We start from the raw sequence: 23,335 nt of genomic DNA, 5'->3' as shown, positions 1-23,335 counted from the left end.
AGACCTCCGCTAAGATTTTTTCTTGCCTGGCAGGCGATCGGCATAATTTTCTTTATTGACTTGCCGGGCGCGGGCGATGGCGAGCGCGCGGCCGGGAACGTGGTCGGTAATCGTCGATCCGGCGGCGACGTAAGCGCCTTGACCGACCGTAACTGGGGCAATCAAATTCACGTTGCAACCGATAAACGCCCCGTCCTCAATTTTGGTCATATATTTGTGCACGCCGTCATAGTTGACGGTAATCGACCCGCAGCCAAGGTTCACATCGGCTCCGACTTGCGCGTCGCCGATATAGCTTAAATGCGACGCCTTGCTTCCTTTGCCGAACGTCGATTTTTTCACCTCGACGAAATTGCCGATTCGCACCTCATCGTCGATTTTTGACAGCGGTCGAATATGGGCGAACGGGCCGATCGTCACATCCGAACCAATCTCGCTGTCATGGGCGACCGAATGGCGAATCAATGTGCGATGGCCGATATAGCAATTTTTAATTTCCGAATTCGGTCCAATGACGCAGTCTTCGCCGATCACCGTCTCGCCTTCAATCACCGTGCCGGGGTAAATGACCGTGTCACGTCCGATCGCCGCCTCGGCGGAAATATACGTGGAAGCCGGGTCGATGATCGTAACTCCGTTTTTCATATGCTGACGGCAAATGCGGACACGCATGATCCGCTCCGCTTCGGCGAGGGCGATGCGGTCGTTTACGCCGATCGTTTCCTCAAACGACGGCGCCTGATAGGCGGATACAATGCCGCCGTCCGCTTTGATAATTTCAATCACATCCGTTAAATAATATTCGCCTTGAGCGTTGTGATTCGTCACCTTTGTAAGCGCTTGAAACAATGTCTCATTGTCAAAACAGTACGTTCCTGTGTTAATCTCGCGAATGTTCCGCTCTCGCTCGCTCGCATCTTTATGTTCGACAATTTTCTCGACATGGCCAGCCTGGTTGCGAACAATGCGGCCATACCCGGCCGGATCATCAGCGATGGCCGTCAATACGGTCGCCTTCGCCTGAGCGGCCATATGATGCCTAATGAGCGCCTCCATCGTCTCAGCGGTGATGAGCGGTGTATCCCCACAGACGACGATCGTCACTCCTTCAAGGCCGCGCAAGTGCGGAGCCGCCTGCATCACCGCATGCGCCGTCCCAAGCTGCTCTTCCTGCAAGGCGTATTCGCACTGGGCGCCGAGCTGCTCTTTCACCTGCTCCGCCCCAAATCCTACTACCGCAATCGTTTTCTCCACTCCAAGTTTCGCCACTTGGTCGATGACGTGCTGAACCATTGGCTTGCCGCAAACAGGATGAAGCACTTTATACAATTTGGACTTCATCCTCGTTCCTTGTCCGGCCGCCAAAATGACCGCATATCGTTTCATCATGAAAGGCCTCCAGTTACCCTTTTATCCATAATTGAATATATATGAATCAACGGCACTTTTCAAGGAAACAATGCGGCTGGCAAAAAAATAGAGAGCTTGGTGAATTTCACCTAAGCTCCCTTTCATATGTTTACGAAGCGCCAGCTTCTTCAAGTTCTTCTTCCAACTTCCCGAGGCGGTGATATTCAGCGAGGATCGCCTCCTGGATTTTCCCGCGCGTGGCGGAATTGATCGGATGAGCGATATCACGGAATTCCCCATCTGGTGTGCGCTTACTCGGCATCGCGACGAACAGCCCATTGTTTCCGTCGATGACGCGAATGTCATGGACGACGAACTCGTTGTCCAACGTAATGGAGGCGATCGCTTTCATCCGTCCTTCGGTATTGACGCGGCGTAATCTTACGTCTGTCACTTCCATTTTGCTCACCACCTTTTCCCCTATATGAGACTCGATGTAATGAATTCCACGTGCTCGAGCCATTTCCTTCTTTTTTTCGAAAAATTTTTTATAAATTTTTATGTTAGGAAAAAGTGGGGCTAATCATTACGGAACGAGGGCAACGACTTCAATTTCGACAAGGACATCTTTCGGCAGCCGGGCTACTTCCACGCACGAACGCGCCGGCTTATGGTTCGGGAAGTATTGGCTGTACACTTCATTCATGGCCGCGAAATCATCCATATTTTTCAGAAACACGGTCGTTTTCACCACCGTATCGAGCGAAGCGCCGGCCGCCTCCAATACGGCTTTCAAGTTTTGGAACACTTGATGTGTCTGCGCTTGAATGCCGCCTTTCACCAATTCCCCTTCTGGAGTGAGCGGGATTTGCCCCGAGCTGTAAAACATGTTGTTGACGATGATTCCTTGCGAATATGGGCCGATCGCTTGCGGCGCCTTCGTTGTCTCTACCTTTCTCATGAGCCAGTCTCCTTTCTTGATTTTTTATGTCAAGCAATGAATGCTATAAAAACGCTTTGTAATTGCCTTCTTTGACAGCGATCCGCTTTTCTTTTACATCTACCTCGGACAGTTTGACGAGTGAAATGTATTCATCAACCAACCGTTCTTTCGCCTCCTCCGACTCGACGAGCACGCCAATGCCGGAGACATTGCCGTTAAACTCCTGCAGCAAACTGATCATGCCGTTGATTGTACCCCCCGCCTTCATAAAATCGTCGACGATGAGCACATTGGCTCCTTCCGCTAAGCTGCGCTTCGATAGGACCATCGTTTGGATGCGTTTGGACGAGCCGGATACGTAATTGATGCTCACCATCGGTCCTTCTGTCGCTTTATTGTCATGACGAACGATGACAACGGGCACATACAAAAAGTTGGCGATGGCATACGCGAGCGGAATCCCGTTGGTCGCGATCGTCATGACGACATCCACCGGACGGTCGGCAAACATTGATGCATAAAGGCGGCCGATTTTGTTCATAATACGGGGATCGCCAAGTATGTCGGTCATATACAAATATCCTCCGGGAAGAAGGCGATCCGGGCGCGACAGTTGTTCACACAAATACGCAACCACTTCTTCCGCTTCCTCGGCTGCCATTTTTGGAATGTATTGCACGCCGCCGGCAGCGCCGGGCAGCGTCCGAACGGTTCCGATTCCTTGTTGCTCGAACGTCTGCTTAATGATGGCCAAATCCTCGCTGATCGACGATTTGGCCGATTCGTAACGCTCCGCAAAAAATGTCAGCGGAATGAGCTGATGTGGCCGTTCAAGAAGGTAATGCGTCATATCCACTAAACGGCCGCTTCGCCTTAGCTTCATAGCCGACCTCCTGAAACCGAATATTATAAATATATTTTAACAAAAATGTACGTGTTTAATCAAGAGAATGCCGTTCCCCTAACAATCTCACCGCAAACACTTGGTCACAAAAGCCGCGCAACCCGTTATACACCCGTTGCATTCTGGAATCGTGCTCGATCAGCCCGAACACGGTCGGCCCGCTGCCGCTCATCAACACCGCATCAGCGCCAAACCGCTTCATTTGTTCTTTAATATGCGCGACTTCCGGATATTTTTTCAGCGTCACTTCCTCAAGAACATTGCCGACCAACCGGCAGATCGCCGCATAATCTTGCCGCTCGATCGCTCTTACCATCGCATCGACGTCCGGATGGCTGACACGCTCAAGCTCCAAGTTTCGGTACACTTCCGCCGTCGAGACGCCGATCGGAGGCTTGGCCAGCACAACCCAGCACGGCGGCGGTGAAGCGATCGGAGTGATGATTTCCCCGCGCCCCGTCGCCAAGGCGGTTCCGCCGTAGACGCAAAAAGCGACATCCGAGCCGATTTTCGCCCCGAGCTCTGCCAGTTCATCCATCGTTAATCCAAGCTGCCAAAGCTTGTTTAACCCTCGCAGCGTCGCCGCCGCATCGCTGCTTCCTCCCGCCAATCCGGCGGCCACCGGAATATGCTTCGTAATCGAAATGGCCACCCCTTGGCGGATCGAAAACGTCTCTTTAAGAAGCTTCGCCGCCTGATACGCCAAGTTGCGACAATCATCCGGCACAAAGCGGTTTTGCGAAACGATGCGGATCGCATCTTCCCCCGGCAACGCGACAAGCTCAATGCGATCGGCCAAATCGATCGTCGTCATCACCATTTTCACTTCATGGTAACCATCCGGGCGCTTATAAAGAACGTCGAGTGACAAATTGATTTTCGCCGGCGCTTTTATTGACAACCTCACTCATCCTCACCTACTTCCACGCGCAATCATGAATAAGCGGATCGGCATCCATCGGCTGCTTTCCATCTCCGCCGTCTTTGCCCCGTCTCATCCGCCTTTCTTTCGTCAACCCATTTTATCATATTACCATGTTCTGGCGACGACGCCAAACCATATATGTATGTATGCAAAAAAGGGCGCCCCGTTCGGGACACCCTCGCCGCAACACGCCCCGCTGCCGGCGCTATTCCGTTGTTCCGGCCAGCTGCCGTTCCGCCCGTTCAATCGCCAATCTGACCATGTTTCCTGCGTCTTTCGCGCGGATGGCGCCCCATCCCTCACGTTGCACGACATCGTAAAAGCCCAACTCTTTTGCCAGCTCTTCTTTCAAGCGTTGCGACATAACCCCGCGGCGTCGACCCAATGTCAGCAACCCCTTTCCATGTTCATTGGCGCTATGGCATGAAACGTTTGGCAACCCGCCGGCGCATCAACAAGCCGGCTTTGCATTTGACCGGGCAAAAGGCGGCTGCGGCAGTTTTAGTATGAAATAAAGAGGGCGGTTTTATCATAGTTCCGAAAGAAAACTCCCGCTTCAAGCAAAGCGAAGTGGGAGTAGTTCACGTCACCTAATTTATGACAAAACCAAAAGCAAAAAAGCAGCAAACAAATCTGTCTACTGCCCCCCTGCTTGCTCATCATCCCAAAACGTCAACTTTACCGTCTCTGTCAATACGTCGGCGTAGCTGAACGATACGCGTTCAAACGAATTCTCTTTTTGATCCAGCTCAATGACAAATACGGATGGATATGTTTCCGCCAAAATACCACAACGCTCAATCATTTTTCTGCGTCCGCCGTTGGCCCGCAGCGTCAACCGTTTCCCGATATTGGAATCCAGCGTTTTTTTAATATCGGATAAAGTCTTTGGCATTCATCATCCACCTCACTATTTGTAATTATAACAAAGATGACATCTAAAGTCAAAAAATAAAAATTATATCAGGGCATTTTTATTTCTGTCAATGTATATTTTTCTACAATATCCTTGTTTTTATGTGTGATGTGGAACTTTTTTGTAAAAAAATGCGACGGACGTATAGAAAAAACCGCCATCAACTGCGGCGGTTTTCCTCTCGATCCTCAATGAGGCGAAACGGCATCCCGGTGCGGAGCACGCCTTTCGTTTCCACCCCACCAAGCCCCTTTTCCCCGGTTAACGTGTTGCGCAGCACATCCCATACGTCGACCGTTTCGGTGAACGGGGTGAAGCTGAGACGCGAAACGATATAGACGGGGTCCAGAGCATGAATGTTCACCCGCGCTGGCGAACTGGCAAAATTCGCCCCAGCGCGGATGAGCGACTCAAAGTGCGACTGGCAGGCGCCGGCGAAAATGATCAGTTGGTCCAAATGGGGCACTTTTTTGCGCGCCTCTTTCACCGTTTGCACAAAATGGCGCGAATGGCGGTACGCTTTTAATTCATGCATCTTTCCTTTTGACTTCGAATACGAATCATGCCCGGTGATGACTAAAATATCAGGGCGAAACTGCTCGATCCAGCAGCCGACTTTTTCGGGCATTTCGCTTTCCTCGCAGTAAATGCCGTGCACCGGCACGCCGATCCGCTCATACAAATCCATACATTTGCGCAAATATAACGGGTCGCCATCCAAATGGAGGACGCGCCCCGGAATTTGAAAAAAATCTTTCTCCACCCGGTATCCGCCGGTCGCCCGATATTCAACTTTTTGCTTGATCGCCTGATAATCTTGGCGAAAAAGCCGATACGATTGTTCGATCAGCTCGATTTCCCGCTTTTTCCGTTCCTGTTGTTCCTGCTCACCGATGACGACTAAATCGCTGCACGGAGCGTCCGCGACGAGGCGCACATCTTCACCATACAAAATCGCTTCCCACTCGCCGTTTTTTTCTTTCATATCAATCACTCGGAACAATAAATCACATTGGTAAGACTTGCGGGCGACAATATCGCCGATTTTAATGACGTCCATCACCGCTCACTCCATTGCATAATCGTTGTCATCCATACGATATGCACGTGCGGACAATAGGTGATAGACGCCTGTTTGGACGGCTTTGGTTGACGAAAAGACCGCTGCCTCCCCAGAGGAGCGCTTTCTTTACGACTCCTTCATTTGCCGAAAAGCGGTGCCAACGCGTTGCTTAATGAAGCAAACTCAGCGATGTCAAGCGTCTCTCCGCGGCGGCGCGGGTCAATGCCCAAAGCAACGAGCACTCGTTCAATTTGCTCTTTGTTCTCTTTTCCTCCCGGCAAATTGTTTGTTAAGTTGTTGAACAGCGTTTTGCGGCGCTGAGCGAAGCTTGCCCGCACCACTTGGAAAAACACGACCTCATCTTCGACAACAACAGGCGGATGCTGCCGCTTCACAAGCCGGATGACAGCAGAATCAACGTTCGGCTTCGGCATAAAGACGGTGCGCGGCACCGTCATGACGACTTCCGCTTCGGTATAATACTGCACAGCGATCGTCAGCGAGCCGTAATCTTTCGTCCCCGGCTTAGCGGCAAGACGGTCGGCGACTTCTTTTTGCAGCATGACGACCATACCGCGGATGGGCAGCCGATCGGTGAGCAGCTTCATAATGATCGGTGTCGTCACATAATAAGGTAAGTTGGCGACGACCATCCGGTCGCTTACATCAGCTAATTCCTCGGCAATGACGGCACGCAAGTCGGCCTTTAATACATCTTGGTGAAAGATGCGCACATTGTCATAAGGAGACAGCGTGTCGGCCAAAATCGGCAGCAGCCGGCCGTCGATTTCAAAAGCGACGACTTTTTTCGCCCGCCGCGCCAATTGTTCAGTCAACGCTCCGATGCCCGGTCCGATTTCAATCGCTCCTGTATCAGGGGAGATGTCGGCGACATCCACGATTTTCCGCAAAATATTCGCATCAATTAAAAAATTTTGCCCAAGGCTCTTTTTAAACGAAAAGCCATATCGCTCCAAAATTTCTTTCGTCCGCCCCGGTGTTGCAATATCTTTATACATCGTCCGCCTCCTCCTGCATCACGTGCGCTAACGCCGTATAAAAAGCATCACGGGAAATGCGGAACACTTGCAGCCGCTTATGAAACTGCCGACCGTTCGCATAGCCGATTTTCAGCTCCTCGCCGAGGCGCTGCCGCCGCCGGCGCGCCATCGCGCCGCCGATCAACCCAGCCTCGATCAGTTCAGCAAACGTAATTTCTTCCTTCCAATCCGACGCCTCTTCATACACGTTGGCAAGCGCCTGACGGATTTCGTCAGGGGACGCGTGCTCAACACCGATTCCTTTGCCGTTTTTCGCTTTGGCCGCCTCGCGCGGCAAAAAGGCATGCTTGCACCCCGGCACCTGTTCGGCAATCGTGCGGCGAATTTTTTCGCCGGGAAAATCGGGATCGGTAAAAATGATCACGCCGCGGCGCTCTTTCGCCAGCTTGATCCGCTCAATGACATCCGCGCCCACTGCTGCTCCGTTTGTCTCGATTGTATCGGCATCGACGGCGCGCCGGATCGCCGCCGTATCATCTTTTCCTTCCACAACGATCACTTCTTTGATCTTCATCCTCCCAATTGCAGAAACAATGGAATCGTCCCTTTTTCCTATTTCTGCAAATCCTCCTTTCCGGTAAAATCAAAAGTAAGGCGAATCATCGCCGAAAGCCGCTTCATTCCCTTATTATTTTTTGAATTTCGCTGAAACTTTTTTCCGTTTGCATCGTCTAACTTAGCAGAAACGGCGCGCATTGTCGCGGCACAATGCCATTATAGCGAAAAAAAGCAGAGGGAAAAAACCCTCCGCTTCGTTCTTCCATCGCATCTCTATGGCAATACCCGTATTTTCACGCGCTTTCTGCCCCAACGAAACGCATCCGACCGTTCTGGGAAAAACACATCAATTTTATATCCGCGGATGCCTGAACCGGTGTCAGCGGCAATAGCATATCCGTATCCTTCCACATACACTTTCGACCCGAGGGGGATGATGGACGGGTCGACCGCAATCACTTTAGCGGAAGGATTTTTGCGCAAGTTGATGCCCGTGCTTGTTATGCCTGAACAGCCTGCACAATAGGCAGTGTAGGCGGTGGCGGTGACGTAAAATTCCTTCGCGGCATGGTCCGAGCCGCGCGAGGACGGGCGGTCGGGCGCGGCAGCCGAGCGCACCGTTTTCGTGCCGATGGCGACAATGCGCGCCTTGCTTTCTTTTAGCGTTTTCGCAGCGATCAGTTTGCGCGCCGTTTCTTTGCCGTTTTCCAATGTCACCTCATACGTTTTTTGAACCGTCCCTTTTTCTCCAGGCTGAATGACGCGCCGCTCTCCTTTCGGCAATGAGTCGTCCCGTTTTGTCACCACGGCAAAGTCGACGGGTTCTTCCACTACATCGGTGACTTTTTTTACTCGGATCACACAAATAGTCATCTGTTCTTTGACCATTTCGTGCAAGGAGGGCTCTATCCGATCGAGTCGACCTAGCTGAATCCCTTGCTGCTTCAAAAAGTCAGCGACCGTAGTCGAAGTTGTCCATACCTGCTGTTGTTTACCGCCGACATTGACGTGGACTGGAAACGCCTTTTCAACGCCAATGTCCATGCCTTTTTGAATTTTCGCCGAAAGCGCCGGCTCCACTTTGTCATACGGCCCAACCGCCACGTGCTGCGAACGGAGCAGCTCCGCGACTGTATCGGCTGTCGTCCATATCTTTTTCTTTTTTCCATTGACCGTCAGCGTCACTTCTTTGCTCGCTTCCCAAACAATATGGAGATCGTCGGTGATCGGCGAATGCAAGGACGGATAAACATAATCTTCTTTGCGCGGCTGAATGTTTTGCTCCGCAAGCAGTTCTTTCACCGTTTTTGCATGAGTGCGAATTTCTTGTTTGTTTCCGTTTTTGATCAGCGTCACATCGTCTTTGGCCATCTCATATCCAGCAACCCCTGTCGTCGCGGAGATGGCGAGAAACCCGCCCGCTGTGACGGTCACGTTTTTCCTCCATAAGTCCAGCCATTTCCTCCCATTCGGCAACATCAGATGAACGCCTCCTTTTTCTACGGAATTCCCCTCTCCCTTTAACATGTACGCACGAGCATACTCTATTATGCAGAAAATTCAGTGAAAAAGGAAGGAAGACTTGTCGACACGCGGTTGGCCCATATCGGCTGAATTTGTAGAATTTTATCGTCTTCGCCGCACCTTCGACAAGCTTCCCCGCTGTTCGACGCCTAATTTTAGCGGTCGATGGCGAACAATTTTTTGGCATTTTCCGCCGTTGTTTCCGCTACTTCGGCAAAAGAAATGTTTTTGATCTGTGCGATCGCTTCGGCAACGTATTTGACATAGCTCGGCTCGTTTCGTTTGCCGCGGAAAGGGTGAGGCGTTAAATATGGACAGTCGGTTTCGATCAATAAATGGCTGAGCGGAATCTCCTTCGCCACTTCCTTCGGTTTTTTCGCATTTTTAAACGTGACCGGCCCGCCAAGGGAAATGAGAAAATTCATGTCCATGCACTGTTTGGCCACCTCGACGCTGCCGCTGAAACAATGCATAATTCCGCCCACTTCGGCGGCGTTTTCCTCTTGCAAAATTTTTAAAATATCCGCCGTCGCCTCACGGTTATGAATAATGATCGGCAACTTCACCTTTTTAGCCAGCCGGATTTGCTGCCGGAACACCTCTTGTTGCACGTCTTTCGGCGATTTATCCCAATGGTAGTCAAGCCCCATCTCGCCGAGCGCCACGACTTTCCGATGAGCGGCGAGATGTTCAATCATCTGCAAATCATCGTCCGTCATCTCGATCGCATCGACCGGATGCCAGCCAACCGCCGCATAAATAAACGGATACCGCTCGGCCAGCTCGATCGCCCGATCGATCGTCGGACGGTCAAACCCGACGACGACAATGTGTGAAACCCCTTCATCGCGGGCGCGTTCAATGACTTGTTCCAAATCTTCTTCGTATTGAACTGCATTCAAATGTGCGTGCGTATCAAACAGCATACGAATGCCCTCTTTTCCACCTTGATGTTAAGTGTAGCATAGAAATTGGTTACATACGTCACATTTCGTTAACATTTCCATTACAAAATAGCGACAAGGAGGTGTCAAGCGCAACACCCCCCTGCCAAGCAAACAGTTATTTGATTTTCGTTCCATTCGGCACGTGTTGATCAACCGTCGCCACCGAAAATTCCCCTCCGCTGCCTCCGGCTAGAATCATGCCTTCCGACCATTCTCCCCGCAGCTTAGTCGGTTTTAAATTGGCGACGCAAATGACTTTTTTGCCGACGAGTTCTTCGGGCTTGTAAAATTCTGCGATGCCGGAGATCACTTGCCGCTTCTCGCCGCCAAGGTCAAGCTGAAGCTTCAACAGCTTATCGGCGTTTTTCATCCGTTCGGCATGGATGACTTCAGCGACGCGCAAATCGATTTTGGCGAACTCGTCAATCGAAATTTCGGCCGCCTCCGCTGCTTTTTTTTCCTCTTTTACCGGCTCGGCGGCGGGTTTGCCCCCTTGCATATGCGCCTTAATGTACTCCACTTCCGCTTCGATGTCGAGGCGCGGGAAGAGCGGTTCTCCCTTTTGCACTTTTGTCCCTTCCGGAATGAGGCCGAAATCGTACAAGCTGTCCCATTCTTTCAATGAATGATCAGTGATGCCGAGCTGAGCGAACATACGCTCCGGCGTGCGCGTCAAAAACGGCTGGAGCAGCACCGCCGTATGGCGGAGCGATTCAGCCAAGTGGGTCATGACGGCGGCAAGCTCGTCCCGCTTCTGTTCGTCTTTCGCCAATACCCATGGCTGCGTTTCATCGATGTATTTGTTCGTCCGGCTAATTAACTGCCAAACAGCGGCGAGCGCGACGGAAAACTCCATTTCCTCCATCGCTTCTTCATATTGACGCACCACTTCGCGCGCCGTTTGTGCCAACTCTTGGTCAAACGGTGTTTTCGGCCCGTGGTATGGCGGAATAACGCCGTCGAAATATTTTTCGATCATCGCCACGGTGCGGTGCAGCAAGTTGCCTAAATCGTTGGCCAAGTCATAGTTGATACGCTCAATAAATCCTTCCGGGGTAAACACGCCATCAGCGCCGAACGGCACTTCCCGCAGCAAATAATAGCGGAGCGCATCAAGTCCATACCGGTCGATGAGCGTTACTGGATCGACGACATTGCCTTTCGATTTCGACATTTTCCCGTCTTTCATGAGCAGCCAGCCATGGCCGAATACTTTTTTCGGCAGCGGCAAGCCGAGCGCCATCAACATAATCGGCCAATAAATCGTATGGAAACGGACGATTTCTTTGCCGACCAAATGGACGTCCGCCGGCCAATATTTGCGAAACTTTTCATCGTTGTCCGTGCCGTAGCCGAGTGCTGTGATATAGTTGGCAAGCGCGTCGATCCAGACATAGATGACATGCTTCGGATTGCCTGGCACTTTAATGCCCCAATCGAACGTCGTCCGCGACACAGCCAAATCCTCAAGCCCCGGCTTAATGAAGTTGTTGATCATCTCATTTTTCCGCGATTCCGGTTGGATAAAATCGGGATTTTCTCCGTAATATTGCAACAAGTGATCGACGTATTTGCTCATCCGGAAGAAATAGGACTCTTCTTTCACTTTCTCAACAGGCCGGCCGCAGTCCGGACAGTTGCCGTCCACAAGCTGCCGCTCAGTGTAAAACGATTCGCAAGGCGTACAATACCACCCTTCATATTCGCCCAAGTAAATATCACCTTGTTCGACAAGACGGGTGAAAATTTGTTCGACGACTTTTTTATGCCGCTCCTGCGTTGTGCGAATAAAATCGTCGTAGGAAATGTCGAGCTTCTTCCATAGCTCCTGAATGCCAGCGACGATCTCATCGACGTATTGCTGCGGCGTTACTCCTTTTTCTTCCGCCTTGCGCTGAATTTTTTGCCCATGCTCATCGGTGCCGGTCAAATACATGACATCGTAGCCGCGCATCCGTTTATAGCGAGCCATGGCGTCCCCCGCCACCGTTGTGTAAGCATGACCGATATGCAGGCGGTCGCTCGGGTAATAAATCGGCGTCGTCAAATAAAACGTTTTTTTCTCCATCGGTTAGGCCCCCCCTCGTACTGTTGAGCACAAAAGCCCCCGTCCGGCGACGAGAGCGGCGTTACTTCTATTTTACATAATTTTTTCATTCTACAAAAACATCTATTTCTCGTGGGCTGAAAAAATATACCCAAACCGGCAAAAATACGGCCGCGTTTTCAACCATCGCTGCGAATTTGTTATACAAGGATAGAGTTTAGATGGACAAATTCATTCGTTTTCTCCTTATCTTTCTAAACAAACTTTTTTTGAAATAACAATATACATTTTTTTTAAATTTTACATATTAAAGGATTGACGCTTAATGGAAACACTGATATGATTAGGTTGTAGGAAATTTGTCGAATATTGACGAATAAACGACAAAAAACTTTTTTGCGGAGAGGAGAATCGACGATGAAATCGACAGGGATCGTGCGTAAAGTCGATGAGTTAGGCCGCGTCGTCATTCCAATCGAGCTGCGACGTACGTTGGATATTAACGAAAAAGATGCGTTGGAAATTTATGTTGACGATGACCGCATCATTTTGAAAAAGTATAAGCCGAACATGACGTGTGTCGTCACCGGCGAAGTATCGGACGACAACTTCAAACTGGCCGGCGGCAAAATCATTTTAAGCCGCGAAGGCGCGGAAATTTTGCTGCAGGAGATCCAACAGCATCTAGAAGCAGCAGGCAAAGAAAAAGAATAAAAAAGTTTCTCTGGCTTCAGAGAAACTCTTTTTTTTCTTCTTCTTGCTGTTGATGATACTGCCGATAAACGTCGCGTTTCGACATATTTCGATCACTGGCCGCCTGTTTCACCGCCTCCTTGACGGAAAGGCTGTGCTCGCGAATATAATAATCGACATGTTCGACGAGCGAAAGCGGCTGCCACCATTCCTCTCCCTCTTGCTCTTGTTTATTCCCGTCTCGCGCCCCTTCGACAATGAGGCAAAATTCGCCGCGGATGTCATGTTCTTCCGCCCAAGCGGCCACATCACGTAAATCGCCACGGATGAACTCCTCAAACCGTTTCGTCAACTCGCGGCCAAGAGCGATGCGCCGATTGCCGAATATATCATACATGAGAGCGAGCGTTTCTTTCAAGCGGTGGGGCGCCTCATAAAAAATTAACGTCTCCGCCGCTGTTTTTAATGACAGCAGCTGCTCTTTTTTCTCTTTTTTCGCCCGTTCCAAAAAGCCGACAAACAAAAAACGGTCCGTGGGCAGCCCGGAGGCGACAAGCGCTGTCAATGCTGCGTTCGCTCCAGGAAGAGGGACGACGCGGCAGCGCTCGGCAAGCGCCGCAGCAATAAGCTCATAGCCCGGATCGGAAATGCCGGGCATCCCGGCGTCGCTCACCAATGCCACCGTTTTTCCTTCCTTCAGCCATTCGACAAGCTGCCGGCCGCTCGCGTATTTATTATGCTCATGGTAGCTGACGAGCGGCGTATGAATGCCGAAATGGGCGAGCAGCTTTTTCGTCTGCCTTGTGTCCTCGGCGGCGATGACGTCAGCTTCCTGAAGCGTCCTAACCGCACGAAACGTCATATCCTCCAAATTGCCGATCGGCGTCGGCACGATGTATAGCGTCCCTTGCTCCGTTTGTTCGGTAAAACTTTTTTGCTGCCAAAGCATCCTTGTTCCGCCCCTTTAAGATGAAATAATGCCATATAAGATCCGCTTCGTCTCCTCGGTATATTCGTTATTCTCATCATACACGACAAGCGGTGGCAACACTTTTAAGTCCGGGCTTGCATCTTTTGTCCCTTCAATTAAAATCATGTTCGCCTCTTTGCCCTCTTTCGGGTACACAAAGCGGAGCCGTTTCGGCTCAAGACGGTATTGGCGCATGAGCGTCACAAGGTCAAGCAGCCGCCCGGGCCGGTGGACGAACGCCGCCTTCCCTCCTTGCTTCAACAGCTGGCTGCTGACTCGAATCACATCCTCTAGGGTGCAATAAATTTCATGGCGGGCGATGGCGATATGTTCATTTTTGCTCAATTCGTCTTTGCCGACTGCTGGAAAATACGGGGGATTGCACGTGACGACATCGTACCGGCTGTAACCGATCCGTTGCGGCGCTTCTTTAATGTCGCCGTGTATGATCTCGATTTGTCCTTCAAGCCCGTTGTATTGCACGCTTCGCCTCGCCATGTCGCAAAGCCGTTCTTGAATTTCGATGCCGATGATTGTCCCTTTTGTTCGCCGGCTCAACAAGAGGGGAATCACCCCGTTGCCCGTGCACAAATCAACAATCTGCCCCTTTTGAATCGGCATATAGGCAAAATGAGCAAGGAGCACGGCATCAAGGGAAAACGAAAATACAGATGGACTTTGAATGATGCGGAGCTCTTCGTTAAACAAATAATCGAGCCGTTCATCCTCGTACAATTCCACCATGACGCACGATCCTCCATTGAAAAAAATAACCTTTCCGAAATGGAAAGGGTGGCGCTGCCTTTAGTTTTTGTTCAAAAACGACAAGCAAAACAAACAATCGCCCTCGGTTCGAATGCTTCCGTAATGAATGTGACAAATATGAAACCCTTCTTGGTAAAGGCGGGCTAAATTGTCATACCCTTCGCCAATGTCGATGAGTTTTTTGCCATGTTTATCCCCTTTTCGTTTGCCTTCTTCCCATGCTTCTGACAATTGTTCAAGCCGACGGCGCAAATGAGCATTTTCGATTTGCAACCGGTGATTCTCTTCTAACAGCTCCGTTACGCGCTGTTTCAGCTGCACCAGCTCGCGGTAAAAATAACTAAGTTGCTCTTCCATATTGACCACTGATCGAAACACTTCTTTTTTATCTACTTTTTCCACTGGCCCCACCCCAAATTAATCTGCGACGCGAATGGACAACGTCCCATTTTTCATCAGCTCATCAAGTGTATATTCGACGACCCTCCCGAATTCTGGAAGCTCGATTTGCAGCACCCGCTCTAAAATGTTCAAGCCGACAACTTTGCCGAAGCCGTGCGGTGTTTCGACATATTCCCCTAAATCCGGGAGTTGTTCTTTCGCCGTCTCATACTCTTCGTTTTCATATTTCAGGCAACACATCAGCCGGCCGCACAGCCCGGAAATCTTCGTCGGATTGAGCGACAAGTTTTGATCTTTCGCCATTTTGATCGACACCGGTTCAAAATCGCCTAAAAACGTCGAACAACAAAGCATGCGGCCGCACGGCCCGATGCCGCCAAGCATTTTCGCCTCGTCGCGCACCCCGATTTGCCGCAGCTCAATGCGCGTGCGGAAAATCGACGCTAAGTCCTTCACAAGCTCGCGGAAATCGACGCGCCCATCGGCAGTGAAATAAAAGATCACTTTATTGCGGTCAAACGTATATTCCACATCGATGAGCTTCATTTCAAGCCCGTGCTCCTCCACTTTGCGCAAGCAAATGTCATACGCCTCGCGCGCCGCCTTTTTGTTTTCTTCCACAACCCATTTATCTTTCTCATTCGCCACACGGATCACTTTTTTGAGCGGCATCACGATGTCGTTTTCGTCGACTTGTTTATTGGCGATGACGACTTTTCCGTACTCAATGCCGCGCGCCGTCTCGACAATGACGAATTCGCCGACGGGAATAACGGCATCGCCAGGGTCAAAATAATAAATTTTCCCTGCTTTTTTAAAACGAACGCCGACTACCGTATACAACGGCTCTCCCTCCTTTACCGCTTTAATTGAAGAACGAGCTGCTCAACAAGCAACGCCGTGCTCATATTCGTTGTATTTAAACGCGTTTTTGATTGTAAAATCGCTTCCATGCCAGCCACAATCCGCCGCTGCGGGCAAGCAAGCGCCCATCGTTGCAGGCAGTCCAGCTGATCGCGGTATAACACGCTGTCCATTTGCCCGGTTTGAATATGCAACAAATCGCGGTATAAATATAAAAGCAAATCAAGTCCAAGGTCAAGCTGATGGTTTTCCAAAAAATGCGGAAACAAGCGATCGTGGATGAAAAACAAAAGCTGCAGCTCCGGCTTGCCCAGCATCTCATACCATTGTAGCACTAATGTTCGCGACTCGGCAAACCAACTATCTTGGGCAAGCGCCAGTGCTTCCTCGAAGCTGTTTGTCAAATGGGCAGCCAACAGCGCCAACGGCAACGGCACGTGCTCCTCGACAAGTGCCTGGGCGAGCTCTGCCGGCGGCAACGGCCGGAACGAAAGCACTTGACAGCGGGAAACGATCGTCCCTAGCAGGCGGTGGTATTGCTCAGTCAGCAATACCGCCACCGTCCCCAAATGCGGCTCTTCCAAAAATTTCAGAAGGCTGTTGGCAGCGCTTGTCGTCATTTGATCAGCGTGCTCAACGATGTACATTTTTTTATCCGACTCGACCGCTGTTTTCGAGAACTCTTGCTGCAGCCATTCGATTTGTTCCTTTTTGATTGATCCTCCATCTGGGCCGATCACCCGGACGTCGGGGTGGTTGCCGGAGTCAATGCGCCGGCAGTTGCGGCACTCTAGACATGGGGAAACTCCGATTGGGGACAGACAAAACAAACGTTTCGCCAACAACAAACTGGCCGCTTTTTTGCCCGTCCCCCGCTGCCCCTCAAACAAATACGCATGAGAAATCCGTCCTTTTTCCAAGCCGCTTTGCAGCATTTTCGCCACCACCGGCTGGCGTTTCGCTAGCTGTTCCCATCGCATCGCTATCACTCTTCCTTAATTTCTTATTTCTATTCTATCATGTCCGCTAGGAATCATCACGGTCGGATTCATGGAAATAGCGCTGTCATCTTCCTTTCAAGCGGGAAAGGACCGCGGCCGTTGTTTGGGCGAATACATCATCAAGCGGGCGGTTCGCGTCGATGACGACAATGCGGTCGGCAAACCGTCTGGCGAGTTCCCGATACCCTTCTCGCACCTTCTCATGAAAAGACAACGTTTCAAGGTCAAGCCGATTCACTTCTCGGCCGCGGTTTCGCCGGATTCGTTCAAGCCCAATTTGCGGATCGATATCAAAATAAATCGTCAACGACGGCATATATCCATCAATAGCGAACTCATTAATTTTCCATACTTCTTCAATGCCAAGCCCGCGGGCAAATCCCTGGTAGGCGAGGGAACTATCAACAAACCGGTCGCAAAGGACGACGCACCCAGCCTCAAGCGCCGGCACGATTTTCTCAAGCAAATGTTGCCGGCGCGCCGCCGCATATAAAAGCGCCTCCGTCCGCCCGTCCATTTCCGTATAATCACGGTTTAAAATGATTGAGCGAATCGCCTCGGCAATGCGCACCCCGCCCGGTTCCCTCGTCGCCACGACGTCAATCCCCCGCTCACGCAACAACGACTCCAATTTGCTGATCATCGTCGTTTTGCCGGCTCCTTCCGGCCCTTCAAACGAAAAAAAGCATCCGTTCACCACTCGCGGCATCCTTTCCATCCTTCCTATTCGTATACAACCAACTGACCATCTTTCAGCCGACTTCCGCCTTGTATGTGCGCCCGCTGACAAAGAAGCTGGCGAATCTGTTCAATATGGCCGCGGCCGATCCGCTCTCCAACCCACACGAGCGGCACCCCAGGCGGATATGGAATGACCGTTTCCGCTGCTATATGTCCTTCAGCATCCTCGAGCGCCACAGCTTTTGTCCGCAAATGGCGCAGTTCATTATACGGGACTAAAACCGATAGCGGCGGTCCGAGAAAAGGTGAAGCGTCACACACCGGCGCCTCGCCATCTGGCAAATCGCGCCACGCTCGTTTGATTTTCTCCGTTGCTTCCTGAAGGCGCCCGGTTACCGCCAGCGGGCAAACGAAAAGCACGTTCATTCGATCAGCAAGCTCGACAAACACCCCTTCGCGCTCAAGCCAACGCTGCAGTTCATACCCGGTCAAGGAACAGCGCGTCTGCACCGTTACTTTCAGCGGGTCGGTCTGTACGCCAAAATGGCGGGAACAAACGACTGCCACCCCGTCAATATCGGCCAGGACTGCCTTAAACTTCTCAATTTCTGCCACGATCGCCGCCGCATCGCTTTTTGAAAGCTGGGCGACATAATTCCGCGCCAAATCGAGCGACGCCATAATCGGGTAAGACGGGCTGCTTGACTGAAACAACTGCAAAAAATATTTCAACCGTTCAAGATCAACCCGCTCGCTGTTTACATGCAAAAACGCTCCCATCGTCATCGCCGGCAACGTTTTATGCGCCGACTGCACGACGACATCGGCACCATAGCGAAGCGCCGATGTCGGAAAAGGGGGGCCGACAACGAAATGGGCGCCATGCGCCTCATCAACCAGCACCGGAATGCCATGTTCATGAACTAGGCGGACGATTTCTGTCAAATCGGCGGCCATTCCATAATAATTTGGATTCGTCAATACAACCGCAGCAACATCATCATGAAGCGCCAACGCCTCTTTGACCGTTTCAGGACGAATGTGCGAAGCGACACACACATCACGATCAAACTCGGGAGCAAGTAGAACAGGAGTGGCCTCCATGAGTTGCAATGCATGCATCACCGATTTATGGCAATTGCGTTGTACAATCACTTTCTTCCTCTTTCCATCACACACGGTGGCGATCATTGCCAAATTCCCTGCCGTCGAACCGTTCACAAGGAAAAACGTCTCCCTAACGCCATACAGCTCCGCCGCCAGCTCCTGCGCCTCGGCAATCACCGACTCAGGATGATGCAAATCATCCAAGCCGGAAATTTCCGTCGCATCCAACGCCAACAGCGGCGCAAACATCTCTCTCCCTTGTTCAGGAAACAAAGCGCCGTATTTATGTCCCGGCACGTGAAACGAAACCGGGCGGCGCGCCCAATGGTGCACGAGAGCGTCATATAAAGGAGTTTTCGTTTGATCCATCATCATCCTCTTTCCTTGCTGTCTGTCCCAGAACGGCCATCATCCGGGCAGACTGCCGAAATGCATGGGATATGCAGGAGAAACATCAAACATATAGTATCACAAACGCCCGAAAAAACGCACGAGTTGCGTCAATCGCAAATAAAAACAGGCCCAAATGCAGGCCCTGATTACGAGTGAATTTTCGATGTAAACATTTTACGCAGCTGCCGCACATAAAACGAGTAGTTCGGGTCGTCCGTATTCGTTTGCACAATCGCCTGGTTGCAGTCCAAACAAAGAAAATGGCCAAAAAGGAAAATCCCTTCCTTTTTTTCCTGTTCACAAACGATGCATACATGTTCGCGTTGATTCCGGTCTGCTATTGATGTCCTCACGCTCTCCACCTCCCATCCTCTATGTTTCCCACATTGCTAACATTCTATACTAATAGATGAAAGGAAGAGAGACATTGAGCGGGTCCTTATCGTTTTTTCCTCAAAAAACGAAAGCAGCCAATTGCACCAATGCAACTGGCTGCTCGTTTATTGCCTAGCAGCGACCTACTCTTGCAGGGGCGCTGGCCCCAACTACCATCGGCGCTGGAGGGCTTAACTTCCGTGTTCGGGATGGGAACGGGTGTTTCCCCTCCGCCATAGCCACTAGGCAAGCATTTTGATTTTGACATCATTTATTATACTTAAAAAATAAACAATGTCAAGAAGGAAATTCATTCCTTCAAAACTAGATAACCGTCGGAAGAAGCCGCTCATAGGTCAAGCCCTCGATCGATTAGTATCCGTCAGCTCCACGTGTCGCCACGCTTCCACCTCGGACCTATCGACCTCGTCATCTTCGAGGGATCTTACCCGCTTTGCGCGGTGGGAAATCTCATCTTGAGGGGGGCTTCACGCTTAGATGCTTTCAGCGCTTATCCCGTCCGCACATAGCTACCCAGCGGTGCCCCTGGCGGGACAACTGGTACACCAGCGGTGCGTCCATCCCGGTCCTCTCGTACTAAGGACAGCTCCTCTCAAATTTCCTCCGCCCGCGACGGATAGGGACCGAACTGTCTCACGACGTTCTGAACCCAGCTCGCGTACCGCTTTAATGGGCGAACAGCCCAACCCTTGGGACCGACTACAGCCCCAGGATGCGATGAGCCGACATCGAGGTGCCAAACCTCCCCGTCGATGTGGACTCTTGGGGGAGATCAGCCTGTTATCCCCGGGGTAGCTTTTATCCGTTGAGCGATGGCCCTTCCATGCGGAACCACCGGATCACTAAGCCCGACTTTCGTCCCTGCTCGACCTGTCCGTCTCGCAGTCAAGCTCCCTTGTGCCTTTGCACTCTCCGAATGATTTCCAACCATTCTGAGGGAACCTTTGGGCGCCTCCGTTACCTTTTGGGAGGCGACCGCCCCAGTCAAACTGCCCGCCTGACACTGTCTCCCACCCCGCTAAGGGGTGCGGGTTAGAATTTCAATACCGCCAGGGTGGTATCCCACCGCCGCCTCCACCGAAGCTGGCGCTCCGGCTTCCCAGGCTCCCACCTATCCTGTACAAGCGATACCAAAATTCCATATCAGGCTGCAGTAAAGCTCCACGGGGTCTTTCCGTCCTGTCGCGGGTAACCTGCATCTTCACAGGTAGTATAATTTCACCGGGTCTCTCGTTGAGACAGCGCCCAAGTCGTTACACCTTTCGTGCGGGTCGGAACTTACCCGACAAGGAATTTCGCTACCTTAGGACCGTTATAGTTACGGCCGCCGTTTACTGGGGCTTCGGTTCGCACCTTCGCTTCCGCTAAGCGCTCCCCTTAACCTTCCAGCACCGGGCAGGTGTCAGCCCCTATACGTCGCCTTTCGGCTTCGCAGAGACCTGTGTTTTTGATAAACAGTCGCTTGGGCCTTTTCACTGCGGCTCTTCCAGGCTCTTCACCCGAAAGAGCACCCCTTCTCCCGAAGTTACGGGGTCATTTTGCCGAGTTCCTTAACGAGAGTTCTCCCGCGCGCCTTAGGATTCTCTCCTCGCCTGCCTGTGTCGGTTTGCGGTACGGGCACCTCTTCCCTCGCTAGAGGCTTTTCTTGGCAGTGTGAAATCGGGGACTTCCGGAATGCTCCGTCGCCGTCACCGCTTGGCCTTGCAATCCGCGGATTTGCCTGCGGATCAGCCTCACGGCTTGGACAGGCTCTTCCAGCCGCCTGCTCGCCCTATCCTCCTGCGTCCCCCCATCGCTCAAACGGGAAGAAGGTGGTACAGGAATCTCCACCTGTTGTCCATCACCTACGCCTTTCGGCCTCGGCTTAGGTCCCGACTAACCCTGAGCGGACGAACCTTCCTCAGGAACCCTTAGGCTTTCGGCGCAGAGGATTCTCACCTCTGTTTTCGCTACTCATACCGGCATTCTCACTTCTAAGCGCTCCACCAGTCCTTCCGGTCTGGCTTCTCTGCCCTTAGAACGCTCCCCTACCGATGACCAACGGTCATCCCGCAGCTTCGGCGGCACGTTTAGCCCCGGTACATTTTCGGCGCAGAGCCACTCGACCAGTGAGCTATTACGCACTCTTTCAATGGTGGCTGCTTCTAAGCCAACATCCTGGTTGTCTTGGCAACTCCACATCCTTTTCCACTGAACGTGCACTTCGGGGCCTTAGCTGGCGGTCTGGGCTGTTCCCCTCTCGACCACGGATCTTATCACTCGCAGTCTGACTCCCGGGCATAAGTCGTTGGCATTCGGAGTTTGACTGGGTTCGGTAACCCGGTTGGGGCCCCTAGCCCAATCAGTGCTCTACCTCCAACACTCTTAAACCCGAGGCTAGCCCTAAAGCTATTTCGGGGAGAACCAGCTATCTCCAAGTTCGATTGGCATTTCACCCCTACCCACACCTCATCCCCGCACTTTTCAACGTGCGTGGGTTCGGGCCTCCAGCCGGTGTTACCCGGCCTTCACCCTGGACATGGGTAGATCACCTGGTTTCGGGTCGACGACGACGTACTTGACGCCCTCTTCAGACTCGCTTTCGCTGCGGCTCCGCCTCTTCGGCTTAACCTCGCACGCCATCGTCACTCGCCGGTTCATTCTACAAAAGGCACGCCATCACCCATCAACGGGCTCTGACTACTTGTAGGCACACGGTTTCAGGTTCTCTTTCACTCCCCTCCCGGGGTGCTTTTCACCTTTCCCTCACGGTACTGGTGCACTATCGGTCACTAGGGAGTATTTAGCCTTGGGAGATGGTCCTCCCTGCTTCCGACGGGATTCCCCGTGTCCCGCCGTACTCAGGATCCGCTCGGGAGGGAACGAAGTTTCGACTACAGGGCTCTCACCTTCTCCGGCCGGCCGTTCCAGACCGGTTCGTCTACCCCGTTCCTTTCTCACTCCCATCGTGAGCGGTCCTACAACCCCAAGAGGACATGCCTCTTGGTTTGGGCTGTTCCCGTTTCGCTCGCCGCTACTCAGGGAATCGCATTTGCTTTCTTCTCCTCCGGGTACTAAGATGTTTCAGTTCCCCGGGTGTGCCCTCCATGCCCTATGGATTCAGGCATGGATACTGCCCCATTACGGACAGTGGGTTCCCCCATTCGGACATCTCCGGATCTACGCTTGCTTACAGCTCCCCGGAGCGTTTCGGCGTTTGCCCCGTCCTTCATCGGCTCCTAGTGCCAAGGCATCCACCGTGCGCCCTTTCCAGCTTAACCTAAAGCGTCTCGGCTTCTTCCTGTCTAGCTTCGGCTCGCCGCCGCTCGGGGTCAAATAACCTTCGCCTTCGGGATTAGAAATCCCTGCAGACGAAGAACATTTGCCCGTCGCGGCGAAACGCTCGCCTCCGCTTTTCCGGTTATCTAGTTTTCAAGGAACGAAGCGACTGCCTTGAGTCTGCTTCCTTGCGGCTTTGTGCCGAGGAACCCCACTTCTCTGAACCTGCTCGCAGACGCAGGCACAGGCGCAAAGCAACTACGTTGAAACAGCTTCTTTGCAGTCTTGCGCCGAGGAATTCGGCTTCTCCGAATCCGCTTGTAGACGCAGACGCAAGGGTATTGAGGAAAATGTTGGTTTCCTAAAAACAAAATCATTTCTCTTACCTTGATATGGTGGAGCCTATCGGGATCGAACCGATGACCTCCTGCTTGCAAAGCAGGCGCTCTCCCAGCTGAGCTAAGGCCCCATCCAATGGGCCTAAGTGGACTTGAACCACCGACCTCACGCTTATCAGGCGTGCGCTCTGACCAGCTGAGCTATAGGCCCATATCCACATTGCAAGGAACGATAAGTTCCCTCAAAACTAAACAAAACAGCAAGCGCCATTATAATCAAACTATTCGA

22 protein-coding genes, 2 tRNA genes and 2 rRNA genes are annotated in these 23,335 nt (G+C 51.8%); 1 reads left to right on the top strand and 25 read right to left on the bottom strand.

Features of this window, described 5'->3' with window-relative positions:
* Positions 1–9: 9 nt before the first annotated feature.
* The 13 genes from glmU to metG all read right to left on the bottom strand — a co-directional run bounded on the left by glmU (position 10) and on the right by metG (position 12,199).
* Complete coding sequence (glmU, locus tag LG52_RS17815) at positions 10–1,389, bottom strand: bifunctional UDP-N-acetylglucosamine diphosphorylase/glucosamine-1-phosphate N-acetyltransferase GlmU (RefSeq protein ID WP_044732962.1); 1,380 nt, start codon at positions 1,387–1,389, stop codon at positions 10–12.
* A 130-nt stretch (positions 1,390–1,519) separates the two neighbouring features.
* Entirely contained in the window at positions 1,520–1,810 is a 291-nt protein-coding gene (spoVG, locus tag LG52_RS17810; protein WP_003247437.1) for a septation regulator SpoVG, read from the bottom strand.
* Between the two features lie 126 nt (positions 1,811–1,936).
* On the bottom strand, positions 1,937–2,311 hold the full coding sequence (locus LG52_RS17805; protein ID WP_044732961.1) for a RidA family protein: 375 nt from the start codon (positions 2,309–2,311) through the stop codon (positions 1,937–1,939).
* A 43-nt stretch (positions 2,312–2,354) separates the two neighbouring features.
* The gene (gene purR, locus LG52_RS17800) at positions 2,355–3,176 is read right to left on the bottom strand and encodes a pur operon repressor (protein ID WP_044732960.1); all 822 of its coding nucleotides are present in this window, start codon (positions 3,174–3,176) and stop codon (positions 2,355–2,357) included.
* Positions 3,177–3,231: 55 nt separating this feature from the next.
* The gene (gene ispE / locus LG52_RS17795) at positions 3,232–4,104 is read right to left on the bottom strand and encodes a 4-(cytidine 5'-diphospho)-2-C-methyl-D-erythritol kinase (protein ID WP_044732959.1); all 873 of its coding nucleotides are present in this window, start codon (positions 4,102–4,104) and stop codon (positions 3,232–3,234) included.
* A 223-nt stretch (positions 4,105–4,327) separates the two neighbouring features.
* Complete coding sequence (locus tag LG52_RS17790; protein ID WP_122983906.1) at positions 4,328–4,507, bottom strand: small, acid-soluble spore protein, alpha/beta type; 180 nt, start codon at positions 4,505–4,507, stop codon at positions 4,328–4,330.
* 252 nt (positions 4,508–4,759) lie between these two features.
* Positions 4,760–5,017 carry a biofilm formation stimulator Veg gene (gene veg / locus LG52_RS17785; protein ID WP_011229553.1) on the bottom strand — a complete coding sequence of 86 codons (258 nt, stop codon included), beginning with the start codon at positions 5,015–5,017 and terminating at the stop codon, positions 4,760–4,762.
* Positions 5,018–5,198: 181 nt separating this feature from the next.
* Positions 5,199–6,098 carry a sporulation peptidase YabG gene (gene yabG, locus LG52_RS17780; RefSeq protein ID WP_044732958.1) on the bottom strand — a complete coding sequence of 300 codons (900 nt, stop codon included), beginning with the start codon at positions 6,096–6,098 and terminating at the stop codon, positions 5,199–5,201.
* Between the two features lie 140 nt (positions 6,099–6,238).
* Complete coding sequence (gene rsmA / locus LG52_RS17775; protein WP_044732957.1) at positions 6,239–7,120, bottom strand: 16S rRNA (adenine(1518)-N(6)/adenine(1519)-N(6))-dimethyltransferase RsmA; 882 nt, start codon at positions 7,118–7,120, stop codon at positions 6,239–6,241.
* Entirely contained in the window at positions 7,113–7,676 is a 564-nt protein-coding gene (rnmV, locus tag LG52_RS17770; protein WP_044732956.1) for a ribonuclease M5, read from the bottom strand. Before rnmV ends, rsmA begins: the two co-directional genes overlap by 8 nt.
* Before the next feature lie 257 nt (positions 7,677–7,933).
* Positions 7,934–9,139 carry a G5 and 3D domain-containing protein gene (locus LG52_RS17765; RefSeq protein WP_044732955.1) on the bottom strand — a complete coding sequence of 402 codons (1,206 nt, stop codon included), beginning with the start codon at positions 9,137–9,139 and terminating at the stop codon, positions 7,934–7,936.
* Positions 9,140–9,339: 200 nt separating this feature from the next.
* A complete protein-coding gene (locus LG52_RS17760) occupies positions 9,340–10,110 on the bottom strand; it encodes a TatD family hydrolase (RefSeq protein WP_044732954.1) in 771 nt (256 codons plus the stop codon).
* A 136-nt stretch (positions 10,111–10,246) separates the two neighbouring features.
* Positions 10,247–12,199: a methionine--tRNA ligase gene (gene metG / locus LG52_RS17755; RefSeq protein WP_044732953.1), complete on the bottom strand. Its 1,953-nt coding sequence runs from the start codon at positions 12,197–12,199 to the stop codon at positions 10,247–10,249.
* A gap of 396 nt (positions 12,200–12,595) precedes the next feature.
* Between metG and LG52_RS17750 the strand changes: the two genes are divergently transcribed.
* Positions 12,596–12,892, top strand: coding sequence for an AbrB/MazE/SpoVT family DNA-binding domain-containing protein (locus LG52_RS17750; protein WP_044732952.1), 297 nt, complete (start codon positions 12,596–12,598; stop codon positions 12,890–12,892).
* Positions 12,893–12,908: 16 nt separating this feature from the next.
* Here LG52_RS17750 and rsmI read toward each other — a convergent pair whose 3' ends face one another.
* From rsmI to LG52_RS17690, 12 genes are all read right to left on the bottom strand, one after another.
* Positions 12,909–13,820 carry a 16S rRNA (cytidine(1402)-2'-O)-methyltransferase gene (rsmI, locus tag LG52_RS17745; RefSeq protein WP_044732951.1) on the bottom strand — a complete coding sequence of 304 codons (912 nt, stop codon included), beginning with the start codon at positions 13,818–13,820 and terminating at the stop codon, positions 12,909–12,911.
* Positions 13,821–13,835: 15 nt separating this feature from the next.
* Positions 13,836–14,585, bottom strand: a complete 750-nt coding sequence (locus LG52_RS17740) for a tRNA1(Val) (adenine(37)-N6)-methyltransferase (protein ID WP_012820433.1) — start codon at positions 14,583–14,585, stop codon at positions 13,836–13,838.
* A 60-nt stretch (positions 14,586–14,645) separates the two neighbouring features.
* On the bottom strand, positions 14,646–15,008 hold the full coding sequence (yabA, locus tag LG52_RS17735; protein WP_075261929.1) for a DNA replication initiation control protein YabA: 363 nt from the start codon (positions 15,006–15,008) through the stop codon (positions 14,646–14,648).
* Positions 15,009–15,023: 15 nt separating this feature from the next.
* Positions 15,024–15,851: a PSP1 domain-containing protein gene (locus tag LG52_RS17730; protein WP_044732950.1), complete on the bottom strand. Its 828-nt coding sequence runs from the start codon at positions 15,849–15,851 to the stop codon at positions 15,024–15,026.
* 14 nt (positions 15,852–15,865) lie between these two features.
* On the bottom strand, positions 15,866–16,858 hold the full coding sequence (holB, locus tag LG52_RS17725) for a DNA polymerase III subunit delta' (RefSeq protein WP_044733343.1): 993 nt from the start codon (positions 16,856–16,858) through the stop codon (positions 15,866–15,868).
* A 79-nt stretch (positions 16,859–16,937) separates the two neighbouring features.
* A complete protein-coding gene (gene tmk / locus LG52_RS17720; protein WP_044733342.1) occupies positions 16,938–17,570 on the bottom strand; it encodes a dTMP kinase in 633 nt (210 codons plus the stop codon).
* A gap of 26 nt (positions 17,571–17,596) precedes the next feature.
* A complete protein-coding gene (locus LG52_RS17715; protein WP_044733341.1) occupies positions 17,597–19,030 on the bottom strand; it encodes an aminotransferase class I/II-fold pyridoxal phosphate-dependent enzyme in 1,434 nt (477 codons plus the stop codon).
* Positions 19,031–19,200: 170 nt separating this feature from the next.
* The gene (locus LG52_RS17710; protein WP_044732949.1) at positions 19,201–19,407 is read right to left on the bottom strand and encodes a sigma factor G inhibitor Gin; all 207 of its coding nucleotides are present in this window, start codon (positions 19,405–19,407) and stop codon (positions 19,201–19,203) included.
* A 152-nt stretch (positions 19,408–19,559) separates the two neighbouring features.
* A 5S ribosomal RNA gene (gene rrf, locus LG52_RS17705) occupies positions 19,560–19,676 on the bottom strand.
* A 105-nt stretch (positions 19,677–19,781) separates the two neighbouring features.
* A 23S ribosomal RNA gene (locus LG52_RS17700) occupies positions 19,782–22,710 on the bottom strand.
* Between the two features lie 391 nt (positions 22,711–23,101).
* Positions 23,102–23,177, bottom strand: a tRNA-Ala gene (locus LG52_RS17695).
* A 6-nt stretch (positions 23,178–23,183) separates the two neighbouring features.
* Positions 23,184–23,257: transfer RNA gene (locus LG52_RS17690), tRNA-Ile, on the bottom strand.
* Positions 23,258–23,335 lie beyond the last annotated feature (78 nt).

Origin of the sequence: Geobacillus kaustophilus (genome assembly GCF_000948285.1) — a bacterium.
Taxonomy (GTDB): domain Bacteria; phylum Bacillota; class Bacilli; order Bacillales; family Anoxybacillaceae; genus Geobacillus; species Geobacillus thermoleovorans_A.
This window is presented reverse-complemented; position numbering and strand designations above follow the sequence as displayed.